This window comes from Comamonas testosteroni ATCC 11996 (genome assembly GCF_000241525.1).
In the GTDB taxonomy this organism is placed as follows: Bacteria; Pseudomonadota; Gammaproteobacteria; order Burkholderiales; family Burkholderiaceae_C; genus Comamonas; species Comamonas testosteroni.
Genome location: NZ_AHIL01000043.1, coordinates 276,247 through 290,424 on the forward strand (window position 1 = coordinate 276,247; position 14,178 = coordinate 290,424).

General features: G+C 64.1%; 11 protein-coding genes. 4 read left to right on the forward strand and 7 right to left on the reverse strand.

The window, feature by feature from the left end:
- The first annotated feature begins 91 nt into the window (after positions 1 to 91).
- Positions 92 to 604 carry a pyridoxamine 5'-phosphate oxidase gene (locus CTATCC11996_RS19715; protein ID WP_172590545.1) on the forward strand — a complete coding sequence of 171 codons (513 nt, stop codon included), beginning with the start codon at positions 92 to 94 and terminating at the stop codon, positions 602 to 604.
- On the opposite strand, the gene CTATCC11996_RS19720 is transcribed toward CTATCC11996_RS19715, so the two are convergent.
- The 3 genes from CTATCC11996_RS19720 to CTATCC11996_RS19730 form a co-directional block, all read right to left on the reverse strand.
- Positions 601 to 1,119, reverse strand: a complete 519-nt coding sequence (locus tag CTATCC11996_RS19720) for a hypothetical protein (RefSeq protein WP_003079573.1) — start codon at positions 1,117 to 1,119, stop codon at positions 601 to 603. The two genes, CTATCC11996_RS19715 and CTATCC11996_RS19720, sit on opposite strands and share 4 nt — an antisense overlap.
- Positions 1,120 to 1,196: 77 nt before the next feature.
- Positions 1,197 to 2,597, reverse strand: a complete 1,401-nt coding sequence (locus CTATCC11996_RS19725) for an MBL fold metallo-hydrolase RNA specificity domain-containing protein (RefSeq protein ID WP_003079576.1) — start codon at positions 2,595 to 2,597, stop codon at positions 1,197 to 1,199.
- Positions 2,598 to 2,868: 271 nt separating this feature from the next.
- Positions 2,869 to 3,738 carry a MurR/RpiR family transcriptional regulator gene (locus CTATCC11996_RS19730; RefSeq protein ID WP_003066482.1) on the reverse strand — a complete coding sequence of 290 codons (870 nt, stop codon included), beginning with the start codon at positions 3,736 to 3,738 and terminating at the stop codon, positions 2,869 to 2,871.
- A gap of 197 nt (positions 3,739 to 3,935) precedes the next feature.
- Between CTATCC11996_RS19730 and CTATCC11996_RS19735 the strand changes: the two genes are divergently transcribed.
- The 3 genes from CTATCC11996_RS19735 to CTATCC11996_RS19745 all read left to right on the forward strand — a co-directional run bounded on the left by CTATCC11996_RS19735 (position 3,936) and on the right by CTATCC11996_RS19745 (position 6,917).
- Positions 3,936 to 5,276 carry an aspartate aminotransferase family protein gene (locus CTATCC11996_RS19735; protein ID WP_034349688.1) on the forward strand — a complete coding sequence of 447 codons (1,341 nt, stop codon included), beginning with the start codon at positions 3,936 to 3,938 and terminating at the stop codon, positions 5,274 to 5,276.
- A gap of 84 nt (positions 5,277 to 5,360) precedes the next feature.
- Positions 5,361 to 6,227: an amino acid ABC transporter substrate-binding protein gene (locus CTATCC11996_RS19740; protein WP_080569912.1), complete on the forward strand. Its 867-nt coding sequence runs from the start codon at positions 5,361 to 5,363 to the stop codon at positions 6,225 to 6,227.
- 27 nt (positions 6,228 to 6,254) lie between these two features.
- Positions 6,255 to 6,917, forward strand: coding sequence for an aspartate/glutamate racemase family protein (locus CTATCC11996_RS19745; protein ID WP_003079583.1), 663 nt, complete (start codon positions 6,255 to 6,257; stop codon positions 6,915 to 6,917).
- 158 nt (positions 6,918 to 7,075) lie between these two features.
- Here CTATCC11996_RS19745 and CTATCC11996_RS19750 read toward each other — a convergent pair whose 3' ends face one another.
- From CTATCC11996_RS19750 to CTATCC11996_RS19765, 4 genes are all read right to left on the reverse strand, one after another.
- Positions 7,076 to 8,539 (reverse strand): efflux transporter outer membrane subunit, encoded by a 1,464-nt coding sequence (locus CTATCC11996_RS19750; protein WP_003079585.1) that lies wholly within the window; start codon positions 8,537 to 8,539, stop codon positions 7,076 to 7,078.
- 12 nt (positions 8,540 to 8,551) lie between these two features.
- Entirely contained in the window at positions 8,552 to 11,782 is a 3,231-nt protein-coding gene (locus CTATCC11996_RS19755; protein ID WP_003079587.1) for an efflux RND transporter permease subunit, read from the reverse strand.
- A 22-nt stretch (positions 11,783 to 11,804) separates the two neighbouring features.
- On the reverse strand, positions 11,805 to 13,046 hold the full coding sequence (locus CTATCC11996_RS19760; RefSeq protein WP_003079589.1) for an efflux RND transporter periplasmic adaptor subunit: 1,242 nt from the start codon (positions 13,044 to 13,046) through the stop codon (positions 11,805 to 11,807).
- Between the two features lie 180 nt (positions 13,047 to 13,226).
- Entirely contained in the window at positions 13,227 to 14,063 is an 837-nt protein-coding gene (locus CTATCC11996_RS19765) for an alpha/beta hydrolase (protein ID WP_003079592.1), read from the reverse strand.
- Positions 14,064 to 14,178 lie beyond the last annotated feature (115 nt).

Consider the following 14,178-nt stretch of genomic DNA (forward strand, 5'->3'; position numbering starts at 1 on the left):
GCCCCCAACAGCCGGTCACGCAGGTGACGACTGGTGCGACCTGGCGCGGCTCGCCCTGCTCCGGCTCCGCGCTATGGCTTACCATGCGCAAATGCCTCATGAATCACGCCTGCAGCAGTCGCTGCGCCAGCTACTCGCCAGCCAGCGCACCGCCGCCCTGGCCGTACAACCGCAGGCCGGCTCTTCAGCGCCCGGATATCTTCCGGCCCCGGGCCTGTCTCTGGTGCCATGGGCCTGGAGTGGCGAATTCAGCTGCCTGGTACTGCATGTCAGCGCGCTGGCCAGCCACACACAGGCCATGGAGCGGCATCCCGCCGTCAGCCTGCTGATGAGCAGGCCAGAGTCCGCTGGCGAAGCCGTGCATGCGCTGGAGCGCATCAGCATTCAGGGTGTGGCATCCACTCCGCCGCGCGACAGCGGCCTGTGGCATGGCGCCCGGGCCAGCTATCTGGAGCGCTTTCCCGAAGCCGAGCCCATGACGGCGCTGGGCGACTTTCGTTTTGTCTGCATCACGCCGCAAAGCGGCAGGCATGTCGCAGGCTTCGGCGCGGCGCGCGATGTGGACGAGCACGATCTCATAGCCGCACTCAACCCGGCTGCCTAGTCTTTGCTGACCCGGCCCAACCTGGATTGGACAGCTTGAGCCTGGTGCACATGCTCGGCAATCAGGCACATGCAGGCCAGAGGCTGGCCCTGCACCAGGGCCTGAACATGGTCCTGCCAGATCTGCCCCTGCTGCTCCACGCTTGCGTCCAGAAAGCACTGCAGCATCTGCTGCGGATCTGCACAGGCCCGATAGTGATAGGGATCGCGCCGCTGGCATGCCGCGCGCAGATGCAGGCCGAACGCCTCCCACGTCACCGCCCGGCCTTGCAGACGCTGCCACTGATGCAGCAGCTCATGGGCAAAGACGCCTGCCACCACAGGGTGGGCAAGCCGCAGCGGCCGATGCGGGTCAGCCTGCTCAAAAAAGCTGCGCGGCAGATAGATGCGCCCGCCACCCAGGGACAGCGCCCGCCTGGTATCGCCCAGACGCCGCACATGCAGACGCATGCCGGGCAGCAGCTCATCCAGCGCAGTGCCGAAATGCCGCTGCACGAATCCGGTCTCGACCGGCATCAGCCTTCGCCGCCAGAACATCATGCAACAGGGCGCGCGCAAGGAGGATTCCGCATATCGGAGACTCCCGGCACGCGCTAGAACTCGAAGACCTGGCCGGGCTGCGGAACCTGCACCGAGAAATGCAGGCGCTCGTGCAGCAGCGCGGCCAAGGCCCGGGATGCCTGCGGCTCCCCATGCACCACAAAGGTCTGCTGCGGCGGCCGGGTGAACGCAGCCGCCCAGTCCAGCAGGGCCTGCTGGTCGGCATGGGCCGAAAAGCCGCCCAGGGTATGGATGCCGGCACGGACCTCGACTTCATCGCCGAGCAGGCGCACCAACCTGGCACCGTCGACCAGCCTGCGCCCCAGCGAACCTTCGGCCTGAAAGCCGCAGATCACCACGGCACACTCGGGCCTGGAGAGATTGTTCTTCAGATGATGCAGCACCCGCCCCGCATCGCACATGCCGCTGGCCGAGATGATGACCGCGCCGCTCCTGATGCGGTTGAGCTTGATGGAGTCCTCCACATCGCTGATGAAATGAATGTGCGGCGACTCCTTGAGTCTTTTGACGCTGCCCAGCAACTGCCTGGCCTCCTCGTCGAACACGCTGAAGTGCCGCAGCGTGATGTCCGTGGCCGCCACCGCCATGGGTGAATCCACAAATATCTCTACCGGCGGCAGACGCTGCTGCTGGATCAGCTGCAGAAAGTGATAGAGCAGCTCCTGCGTGCGCCCCACGGCAAATGCCGGGATGACCACATTGCCATGGGGAACCGTGCGCGTGACCACATCGACCAGCTCCTCCAGGGTATCGCCCGTGCTCCTGTGCTGCCGGTCGCCATAGGTGGACTCGATGAGCAGCAGATCGGCATCCATGATCGGCGTGGGGTCGCGCAGGATCACCCGCCCCGGCTGGCCCAGATCGCCGCTGGCCACCAGCTTGCGCGAGCCGCCATGACCATCTGCCAGCCACAGCTCCACAATGGCCGAGCCCAGAATATGCCCGGCATCCTGAAAACATACTGTCACCGCAGGATGAGGTTTGAAGCTGTGGCGATAAGGCATGGCCTGGACCTGCTCCAGCGTGCTCGCCACATGGGCCAGCGAGTACAGAGGAACCGCCGGCTCTCGCTCGCGCCGCTTGCCTTCGCGCTGACGCCGCGCCGCCCGTTCGGCATCCATCATCTGGATATGGGCACTGTCCTTGAGCAGGACTTCGAGCAGGTCCTTGGTGGCCAGAGTGACATAGATAGGGCCCTTGAAGCCCTGAGCCACGAGCTTGGGCAGCAGGCCGCTGTGGTCGATATGCGCATGGGTCAGAACGACGAAGTCCAGGCCTGCGGCATCAAAGGCAAAGGCTTGCTGGTTGTGCTCGTCAGCCTCGCGACCGCCCTGGGCCATGCCGCAGTCGATCAGAAAGCGACACCCATGCGCCTCGACCAGAAAGCAGGATCCCGTAACCGACTGCGCCGCGCCGTGAAAAGTGATGTTCATGAAGCATCCATTGACGATCCACATGGACCGTCAATGAATCTAGCACCACTGGCACCTGCGTTTCCAGAGCCTCAAGTCTTGCCTTGACGCCCATCAAATCAACAGAAACCATAGCGACCACGTGCGGGCTGCGTCGATTGCCCGCACCAACGGCTCGCTGCCGTCTCCGGCTTTTCCAATACATGCCCTCCTGAGCTGCTGCGTCATTGGAGATGGGGTGCCCTGCCGCGTCACTCTGTTACGAGCTAGGTGCCCCGCGCCCTCGGCGGTACTAGCTGCCTCGGCTACGGCCCCCGGCATCCACATAGGCGCCTGACTCGAACAGGTGGGCCTCTGCCCTCTCAATGCGGTCGATGACCGGCTTGCCCGCGCGACTGACCAGTAGTTCCAGCAGCGACTCTGTCAATGCCATCCCCGAGGTAATCGATGGAAAAAATGAAGGACTCTGTGTCGAAAAAAGCAACGTCACATCCGCCAAAAGCGACAGCGGCGAGGCATCGCTATCGGTAATGGCAATTACTTTGCAGCCAGCACGCTTGCCTGCTTCCACCACCTGCAGCACCTCCCGGGAATAGGGCGCGAAGCTGATGACCAGGAGTGCATCCTCCTCGGTCATGGATCGAGTCTGCATCTCCAGAGAGCCGCCCTGGCCGTCTATGAGATGCACGGAATTTCTGAAAAGCCGATACACATAGACGAAAGAAAACGCGATGGGAAAGCAGGCACGAAACCCCGCTACATGAACATTGGGCGCCGCTTCCAACAAGACGGCCGCATCGTTGAGCCCGCTCCTGCTATGACGCTCCGTGGCCTCAAGGTTCGCCTTGTGAACCTGAAATATCTCGCCCGCCAGACCTTGCTCACTGGCGCGCTCCAGCAAAGAGCGGGCCCTGTCGCCATAGGCTTCCCGACCCAAGCCCATCTCCTGCGCAATCGCCTGCTTGAGTTCCGGCCAGCCGGCAAATCCTAGCTGCTGAGCAAATCGCACCAGCGTCGCCGGACGTGCATCCGCACTGATACCCACGGTGCGCATCGAACTGGTGACCACTTCGTTGGGATGGTCCAGCACGTATTTCGCAATCCGCTGCAGAGCTGGACTCAGTGAGTTGAAGCGGCCTCGCAGCTCGTCTTTGACAGTCATGGTTGAAGACTCAATCGAAAGCTTTCCTCGCCAGATGCTTGGCTGGAACGCTTATGGAACAAATGTTCCCAAAGCATACAACTCAGCAAAATACCTCTTGACGAAACATTTGTTCCATTAAATACTTTTAATAGAACATTAGTTCCAAAACACAGCAACACCTCCAAGCACCCATATCAGCTTTCGGAATCTTCCACATGACGCACGTCTTTCACCGCCATCTGCGAACCGCCCCACCCGTTGCCGTATCGGCTCACGGCATGCGAATTCAGGATGCCAGCGGCCATAGCTACCTGGACGCATCCGGGGGCGCAGCCGTTTCATCACTGGGCCACGGACATCCAGACGTGATTGCGGCGATGCACGCCCAGATCGACCAGCTCCCTTATGCGCATACCAGTTTCTTCAGCTCTCGGCCGGCCGAGGAACTCGCAGACGAGCTCATCCGCACAGCGCCTGAAGGCATGAGCCATGTGTATCTGGTCAGCGGTGGCTCCGAGGCTGTGGAATCCGCATTGAAGATGGCACGCCAGTACTTTGTGGAAATCGGAGAGCCTGAGCGCACACATTTCATTGCCCGGCGACAGAGCTACCACGGCAATACCCTGGGTGCTCTGGCCGTTGGCGGAAACGAATGGCGCCGCGCCCCTTTCGCTCCCATTCTGGTACCTGCCACGCATGTGGCGCCTTGCTACCCGTATCGCGAACAACGCGCCGAAGAAACTCCCGAGCAATATGGACAACGGCTGGCGCAAGAGTTGGATACGGCCATCCTCGCCCAAGGTCCGGGGCGAGTCATCGCCTTTGTGGCAGAGACCGTGGGCGGAGCAACTGCAGGCGTGTTGACTCCGGTACCTGGCTACTTCAAGGCCGTGCGCGAAGTCTGCGACCGCCATGGCGTGCTTCTCATCCTCGATGAAGTAATGTGCGGCATGGGACGGACCGGGACTCTGCATGCCTGCGAGCAGGAAGGCATCAGCCCGGACCTGATGACCGTCGCGAAGGGACTGGGAGGCGGCTATCAGGCCATAGGCGCGGTGCTTGCAAAAAAGCACATTGTTGACGCCATGTCTTTCGGCAGCGGCTTCTTCCAGCACGGGCACACCTATCTAGGACACCCCGTCGCCTGTGCTGCGGCGCTTGCCGTCCAGCGGGTGATACACCGGGACGGACTTCTGGCCAAGGTGCAGGAGGACGGCGCCTTCTTCGGTGCGCTGCTGCGCGAAACCTTCGCCGACCACCCTCACGTGGGGGACGTGCGCGGTCGTGGCTTCTTCTGGGGCATTGAGCTGGTTGCAGACAAAGCCGAGAAACGCCCATTCGACCCGGCGCTCAAGGTCAATGCAAATCTCAAGAAGGACGCCATGGCGCGGGGCCTGCTGTGCTATCCGTTCGGAGGCACTGTCGATGGAGTCAACGGAGACCATGTGCTGCTTGCACCGCCCTATATCGCCAGCCGCGATGAGCTCAAGACCATTGCCAGTCTGTTGGCAGAGTCCGTGGACGCCATCACCCGGCAAGCCGCAATCGCGGCCTGAAGACTCCCACACCCCGTTCTCAACCCCACTCTCTCATTCAGGAATACCATGCGCTTGTCTATCCGAAACGTCGCGGCTGCCGCCATGATGGCCACTGCTCTTGTCCCCGCACTGGATGCCCTCGCACAGGAGTCGCCTACCTTGAAAAAGATCAAGGAGAGCGGGACTATCACCCTGGGTCACCGCGAGGCCTCCTTCGGATTCTCATACATCTCCGATACCTCCACCCCCATCGGCTACAGCCTCGACATCTGCATGAAAATTGTGGACGCCATCAAGGCCGAGCTGAAACAGCCCAAAATCGATATCAAGTACCAGGTGGTGACGTCGCAGAACCGCATCCCTCTTGTGACGAACGGGACGGTCGACCTTGAGTGCGGCTCCACGACCAATTTGGTAGAACGCCAGAAGGACGTGGCATTTTCTCCGGACATCTTCCGATACAACGTGCGCATGGCAGTCAAGGCCAGCTCAGGCATCAAGAGCATTGCTGACTTGCAAGGCAAGTCGGTTGTCACCACCGCTGGCACGACTTCGTTCCGACTCCTGCGTGAAACCAACCGTGGCAAGGTGCTGGAGGTCACACAATTGTCCGGGAAAGACCATCTCGACTCCTTTCTGCTGCTGAATTCGGGCCGTGCAGCCGCCTTCGTGCTCGACGACATCTTGTTGGCAGGTCTTATCGCGAACACCCAGAACCCGAAGGAATTCATCATCACGGGCGAAAACCTGCGCACAGAAAATCAGTCTCTGATGCTGCGCAAGGACGACCCGCAGTTCAAGGCGCTGGTAGACCGCGTGGTGGTCGGAATGATGAAATCAGGCGAAATGGAGACACTCTACAAAAAGTGGTTCATGTCGCCGATTCCACCGAAGGGGACCAACATCAACTACCCACTCAACGCAGAAACCAGAGAAGGCTTCGAGAATCCTTCTTCAAAGGGCATCTGACATCCTCGAACTTCCAGGCACCAACATATGACTCGGATTGCTCTCATTCACGCCCTTAGCCATTCGGTCGAGCCCATCAACGCCGCATTCGACCGAGACTGGCCGCAAGCCGTTCGCATGAACCTGCTGGACGACAGCCTGTCGGCAGACCTCGCACGAAGCAGCCACGGACTCGACACAGCCATGCACAGGCGCTTCGAGGTCCTGGCCGACTACGCAGTGGGCACGGGTGCCCAAGCTATTCTCTTCACCTGTTCGGCATTCGGATCCTGCATCGATGCGGTCGCTGCGCGGCATGCCGACCTCCCGGTGCTTCGGCCCAATGAGGCCATGGTGGCCGAAGCACTGCGACAGCCCGGAAAAATTGGACTCATCGCGACTTTTGCGCCCACGCTGAAGTCGATGCCGCCCGAGTTCGGTCCGGATGCCGACCTCGTTCTGGCTCTGGCCGAAGGCGCGTTGCAGGCCATGAATGCGGGAGACCTGGCCCGCCACGACGCGCTCATTGCAGCCCAAGCCGCTCGATTGAGAGACGAAGGATGTACCCGTATCGCTCTGGCGCAGTTCAGCATGGCAAGAGCCAGGGCGGTTTGCGAGCAAGCGTCGAACCTGCCGGTACTCACCACGGTAGATAGCGCGGTACGCGCACTGAGGACTGCGCTTTGCAATCCGGTCACCACGCGGGGATAGGCTAGAGCCCGCCTCTTAGCGGCCGAAGACCTTTGTGCCGAGCTTCATCACTCAACGCAGAGAGGCAGCTGCCGACAGCGGTAGACGCGGGCCGGCACAGAGCCTGCGATGATGTTGCATCTGGGCCCAGCTCAGGCCTGCCCGGAGCAGGCCCCTCCTCATCCACGAGCCGCCACGGGCTCGCCGCTGTCCCAGCCTCCGCCCAGTGCACGAATCAGCGCCACCGTGGCGGTGTACTGCGCGGTGCGCACCTGCAGGGCCTGGCGCCGGTTGCGCAACTCGTTGCGGCGTGCATCCAGCAGCTCCAGCTGGCTCACCAGACCGTTGCGATAGCGCACGTCCGAGAGATGGGTGGCGCGCTCCGCAGACTGCACGGCCTGCCCCAGCACATGGGCCTGACCCGAGAGCAGACGCAAGGCACTGAGCTGATCCTCCACATCCCGAAAGGCCGCGAGCACCTGGCCGCGCTGGGCGGCCACTGCTGCCTCCAGACGCGCACGTGCGCCCTCTTCCTGCGCTGCGCGCTGGCCGCCGTCGAAGATGGGCAGGGACAGCAAGGCGCCTATGCCCCAGGAGCGCGCCGACCACTTGAACAGATCGCCCAGCTCCGGAGAGGCATAGCCGCCATTGCCCGTGAGCGTGATGGCCGGAAACCATGCGGCCTGGGCCACGCCCACGCGGGCCTGGGCAGCCAGCACCGAAGCCTGGGCCGCCGACACATCGGGGCGGCGCGCCAGCACCGTCGCAGGCACGCCTGCCGGAATCACAGGCAGCGTTGCCAGCACAGGCTGTGCAGCCAGCGTGAAGCTTGTGGCGATATCGCCCACAAGCACGGCCAGCGCATGCGTGAGGGCCGCCTGCTGGCGCTCCAGCGCCAGCGTCTCGGCCTCGGTGGCCGAAACCTCGGTCTGCATGCGCGCCACATCCAGCTCTGCCGCATCGCCGGCCCGGAAGCGCTTCTCGATCAGCGTCAAGGTCTCGCGATAGGCCACCAGACTCTGCTCGACCAGCTGGCGTTCGGTCTGCAGCGAACGCAGCTGCAGATAGGTCTGCGCCACATCGGCCTGCACCATCAGGCGCGTGCTCTGCAGTAGTGCTTCGCGTGCATTGGCATCCTCGCGTGCCGCTTCGCTGGCCCGCGACAGCCTGCCGAACAGATCCGCTTCGTAGGAGAAGTTCAAGCCGGCCGTGACCAGGGTTGCGGGTTGCATGCCGCTCGCGGTGTTCAGCCCGGCCTGGCGCACAGCGCCGCCCGAGGCCCCGATCTGCGGCTGCCGCTGGGAATCGGCCGAGCGCAGCAGCGCACGGGCTTCGGCCAGGCGTGCCGCAGCGGTCTGCACATCGGTATTGGCTTCACCCGCGCGCTCCACCAGAGCGCTGAGTTCGGCGTCGGCAAATACCAGCCACCAGGCACCGCGCGGCTGGGCCTCTGCCGGGGCAGCCTGCGTCCAGCCCGCGGCTGCGGCCTGGGCGCTGAAGCTTGCTGGCACGGCAACGCCGGCATGCTCGGCCACCGTGGGCGGTGCGCTGGCGCAACCTGCCAGCACCAAAGCTGCCGTCAGCACGCTCAGGGACGGCATCAGGGATCGAATGCCTTGCATCGTTTTCATATCGGAATCCATGGTTGATTGGGCTTATTCGTCATGGCCGCGCGGCGCAGCAGGCATGGGCAGGGCCGAGGCGCCGTGACCCGGCTCGCTGATCGGCGCCACATGGCTGCCGTGCTGCTGCAGGGGCCGGTTGCCAGCCAGACGACGCAGCACCACATAGAACACCGGCGTGAGGAACAGGCCAAAGGCCGTTACACCGATCATGCCGGCGAACACCGCCACGCCCATGGCGCTGCGCATCTCGGCTCCCGCCCCCGTGGACAGCACCAGGGGCAGCACGCCCATGACAAAGGCCAGCGAGGTCATGAGGATGGGGCGCAGGCGAAGGCGGCTGGCTTCGATGGCGGCCTGCACGGGCGTGCGGCCGGCAAATTCCAGCTCGCGGGCGAACTCCACGATCAGGATGGCGTTCTTGGCCGACAGCCCCACCAGCACGATGAGCCCGATCTGCGTGAACACATTGTTGTCACCGCCGCTCAGCCACACGCCCGTCATGGCGGCCAGCAGGCCCATGGGCACGATGAGGATGATGGCAATCGGCAGGGTCAGGCTTTCGTACTGAGCCGCCAGCACCAGGAAGACCAGCAGGATGGCGATGGGGAACACCAGCACGGCGGAATTGCCGGCCAGGATTTCCTGGTAGGTCAGCTCGGTCCACTCGAAACCTATGCCGGGCGGCAGGGTTTCGGCAGCAATGCGCTCGACGGCTGCCTGGGCCTGACCCGAGGAGAAGCCAGGAGCGGGCCCGCCATTCACGTCGGCGGCCAAAAAGCCGTTGTAGCGCATGGCGCGCTCGGGCCCAAAGCTGGGTTCGAGCTTCATCAGCGCCGACAGCGGCACCATCTCGCCCGTGGTGGAACGCACCTTGAGCAGGCCCACGTCTTCGGCACGCGCCCGGTAGGCGGCATCGGCCTGGACGCGCACGCTATAGGTGCGGCCGAACTGGTTGAAGTCGTTGGCGTACAGGCTGCCCAGGTAGATCTGCAGCGTCTCGAAGATATCCGTCACGGGCACGCCGAGCTGGCGCGCCTTGGTTCGGTCGATGGCGGCGTAGAGCTGGGGCACGTTGACCTGCCAGCTTGTGAACAGGCCGGCCAGCTCGGGCGTCTGGTAGGCCTTGGCCATGAATGCCTTTACGGCCGCGTCCATGGCGTCGTAGCCCAGCGAGGCACGGTCCTCGATCTGCAGCTTGAAGCCGCCGGTCGTGCCCAGGCCTGCCACGGGGGGCGGCGGGAACATGGCGATAAAGGCTTCCTGGATGCTGCCAAAGGCCTGGTTGAGCTGACCCGCCACGGCACCGCCGCTCTGGTCGGCATGCTTGCGCTCGGCAAAGGGCTTGAGCGTGACAAAGACGATGCCCGAGTTGGAGCTGTTGGTGAAGCCGTTGATGGACAGGCCCGGGAAGGCGATGGCGTCTTCCACATTGGGATTGTTCTTGACGATCTCGCCCATGCGGCGGATCACGTCTTCCGTGCGATCCAGCGTGGCGCCATCGGGCAACTGGGCAAAGCCGACCAGATACTGCTTGTCCTGGGCCGGCACAAAGCCGCCGGGCACCAGCTTGAACAGACCCCAGGTCGCGCCCACCAGCACGGCGTAGATCACCAGCATCAGCGCCTTGCGGCCGATGACGCGCTGCACGCCGCCGCTATAGGCATCGGAGCCGCGGCGGAACAAGGCGTTGAAGCGGCGAAAGAACCCGCCCAGCACGCGCTCCATGCCGCGTGTCAGCGCGTCCTTGGGCGCATCGTGGCCGCGCAGCAGCAGCGCGGAAAGCGCAGGCGACAAGGTCAGCGAGTTGATGGCCGAGATCACCGTCGAGATGGCGATGGTGGCCGCAAACTGGCGGTAGAACTGGCCCGTGAGGCCGCTGATGAAGGCCAGGGGCACAAACACGGCGCACAGCACCAGGGCGATGGCGATGATGGGCCCGCTCACCTCCTGCATGGCGCGGTAGGTGGCCTGGCGTGGCGACAGGCCGGCCTCGATATTGCGCTCCACGTTCTCCACCACCACGATGGCGTCATCCACCACGATGCCGATGGCCAGCACCAGGCCGAACAGGCTCAGCGCATTGATGGAAAAACCCAGCAGGTGCAGCACGGCAAACGTGCCCACCACCGAGACCGGCACGGCCAGCAGCGGAATGATGGAAGCGCGCCAGGTCTGCAGGAACAGGATCACCACCACAACCACCAGGGCCACGGCTTCCAGCAGGGTCTGGATCACGGACTTGATCGAAGCCCGCACGAATTGCGTGGGGTCGTAGGCGATGCGGAACTCCACACCTTCAGGCATGTGCTTTTGCAGCTCGGCCATGGTGGAGCGCACATTGGCAGAGATCTCCAGAGCGTTAGAGCCCGGAGCCTGGAACACGCCCATGCCCACGGCGGGGTCGTTGTTGAGCAGGGAGCGCAGCGAATAGTCGGCCGCGCCCAGCTCCAGCCTGGCCACGTCGCGCAGGCGCGTCACGGCGCCGTCGGAGCCCGTCTTGACGATGATGTCGCCGAACTCTTCCTCGGTCTGCAAGCGGCCTTGCGCATTGATGGACAGCTGCATGTCAACGCCAGGCAGGCCGGGCGAGGCGCCGACCACACCAGCAGCGGCCTGCACGTTCTGGCCGCGGATGGCGGCCACCACGTCGGCGGCCGAGAGACCGCGCTGCGCCACCTTCTGCGGATCGAGCCAGGCACGCATGGAATAGTCGCCGCCGCCGAAGATCTGTACCTGGCCCACGCCCTGGATACGCGCCAGGCGGTCCTTCACATTGAGCACGGCATAGTTGCGCAGATAGTCGATGTCATAGCGGCCATTGGGCGAGACCATGTGCACGACCATGGTCAGGTCGGGCGCGCTCTTGACCGTGGTGATGCCCAGGCGGCGCACTTCCTCGGGCAGGCGCGGCTCGGCCTGGGAGACGCGGTTTTGCACCAGTTGCTGGGCCTTGTCGGGATCGGTGCCCAGCGCGAAGGTCACGGTCAGCGTCATCACGCCGTCGGTCGTGGCCTGGCTGCCCATATAGAGCATGCCTTCCACGCCGTTGATGGATTCCTCCAGCGGCGTGGCCACGGTTTCGGCAATCACCTTGGGATTGGCGCCCGGGTACTGGGCGCGCACCACCACCGAAGGGGGAGCGACCTCGGGGTATTCCGAGATCGGCAGCGTCCGCATGGCGATCAGCCCTGCGAGAAAGATAAGCACCGACAGCACGCCCGCGAAGATCGGGCGGTCGATGAAAAATCGGGAAAGGTTCATGGTGTCGGAGGATTAAGGGTTCTCAGACCGTAGGTTGCTTGGCGGCGCTGCGGCCATCGGCCAGCTCGGCCTTGGCGTTCATGGGCACGTCCTGAGGCGCGACCACCACGCCTGGGCGCACACGCTGCAGTCCGTTGACGACGATGCGCTCGCCGGCCTTGAGGCCCGAAGTGACCACGCGCAGGCCGTCCACCGGTGCGCCCAGTTGCACCTCGCGGTACTCGGCCTTGTTGCCTTCGCCCACCACCAGAACGAATTTCTTGCTCTGGTCCGTGCCCACGGCACGCTCGTTGATGAGCACGGCCTGGGTGGTCTGGGGCTGACCCATGCGAATGCGCGCGAACTGGCCGGCCATGAGCGTGCCGTCCACATTGCCGAACACGGCGCGCACACGCACCGTGCCGCTCTTGGCATCGACCTGGTTGTCTATGAGCTGCAGATGACCGGCATAAGGCGTGCCGCCGCTGGTGCCCACCCCCATCTGCACGGGAATGGTTTCAATCAGCGCACGCGTGCTGCGTCCCTGGCTTGCGCTCTGCAGGCCCTGCAGCGCCTGGGCCACGATCTGCTCGTCGGCGTCGAAGCTGGCATACATCGGGTCCACCGACACCAGGGTGGTCAGCACCGGCGCTCCGGCCCCCGAGCTCACGAGATTGCCCACGGTGACCTCGATGCGGCCCACGCGCCCGTTCACCGGAGCCTTGACCTGGGTGTAGCCCAGGTTCAGCTTGGCGGTCTGCAGCGCAGCCTGGGCGGCGCGCAGATTCGCATCGGCCTCGCGCCGGGCATTCACGCGCTCGTCGTATTCCTTTTGCGCGATCGCCCGCTCGTCCCACAGACGCGTGGCGCGCTCGGACTCGCTCTGGGTATAGGCCATGCGCGCCTTGGCGGCAACGACCTGGGCTTCAGCGCGATCGACTTCTGCCGCATAGGGAGCCGGGTCTACGGTGAACAGCAGATCACCGGCCCTGACCAGCGCACCTTCCTTGAAATGCACGGCCTGCACTGCGCCCGAGACGCGCGGCTGCACGTCCACGCGCTGCACGGCTTCGAGGCGACCGGAGAATTCATTCCACAGCGTCACGTCCTGCTGCAGAACCTGGGCTGCCGAGACCGGCACGGCCGGCGCGGCGGCCTGCGCAGCCGGGGCTTCCGCGTGCGATGCCTGCAGGCCCAGCATGGCGGCGGTCGTGGCGATCACGGCAGCGGCGACGCCGGCGGCGGCCCACCGGCGGCGGTTGGAGAGTTTGGAGTGCTCGTTCATGGCAATGTCTTTGGTTCAAGGGTTGAAAGCGGTAGCGGCTCTTTCGGCGGCAGGCATGACTCATCCCTTCCAGCGCTCAGGCCAGGAATCGAATGAGAAAGAGAAGAAAAAGGCGCAGCCGTGCTGCGTCCGGCCCACAGGGACGGATCAGGTCAGCGATCTGGGCAGGGCAAGATCAGCTCAGAGCCGACATCGGGTGGTTTCGAAAAACTGGCGCAGCTGCTCCTGCAACTGCGCGGCGCAAGGGCAGGACTCGGGCGGCTGCTCCAGCAGCGCCTGCGGCCATTGCCCCGCTTCTGCAAACACATGGCGAAACACGCTCAGGCCGGCAGCTTCCAGCCGCGCGCCATAGTTCAGTGCCTCATCGCGCATGGGGTCGGCCTCGCCGACCAGAATCAGCGTCGGCGGCAGTCCCGCGAGGCGGCGGGCCCTCGCCGGCACCGCATAGGGGTGCTCCGCATCATGCGGCTCACCGAGGTACTGGCACCAGCCCGAAGCCCATTTGCATTCGACGGACTCGCCCTGGGCGGCACGCTGCGAAGGCGTGGCCGAGCAAGGGTCCAGCATGGGAGAGATCAGAATCTGCCCGGCCAGCGGGGGCTGCTGCTGATCGCGCGCCATCATGCAGACGCCGGCCGCCAGATTGGCGCCGGCCTCTTCACCGGCCAGATAGAGCGGAGCGCCCTTGCCGGCCAGCTTGGTGCGTTGCTTGTAGGCCCACAGCAGCACCTCGTAGCCCAGCTCCAGCGGACGCGGAAACGGATGCTCGGGTGCCAGCGGATAGGCCAGCGACACCACACAGGCCCCGGCCGCCGCCAGCGAGCTGCCGACGGTGCAACCGTTGTCCAGATCCCCGGCCACAAAGGCGCCGCCATGGAAATGCAGCACCAGCGGGACCACTTCGCCGCGTCGCTTGCCGCCATACAGGCGCACATGGGCCTGCACACCGTCGGCCACGGAAATCGTGGTGTCGGTATGAGTAATCGGCTGCAATGCGGTGGCTTTGGTGTTTGACATGGATTTTCCGGACAGGACCGGGTGATGGAACAGAAATGTAGCAACAGCAATTGACGGCATAAACCCCGCAAACGCGGCCACACTGTTTCCAATTCTCGAACAATGACGGGGTGAG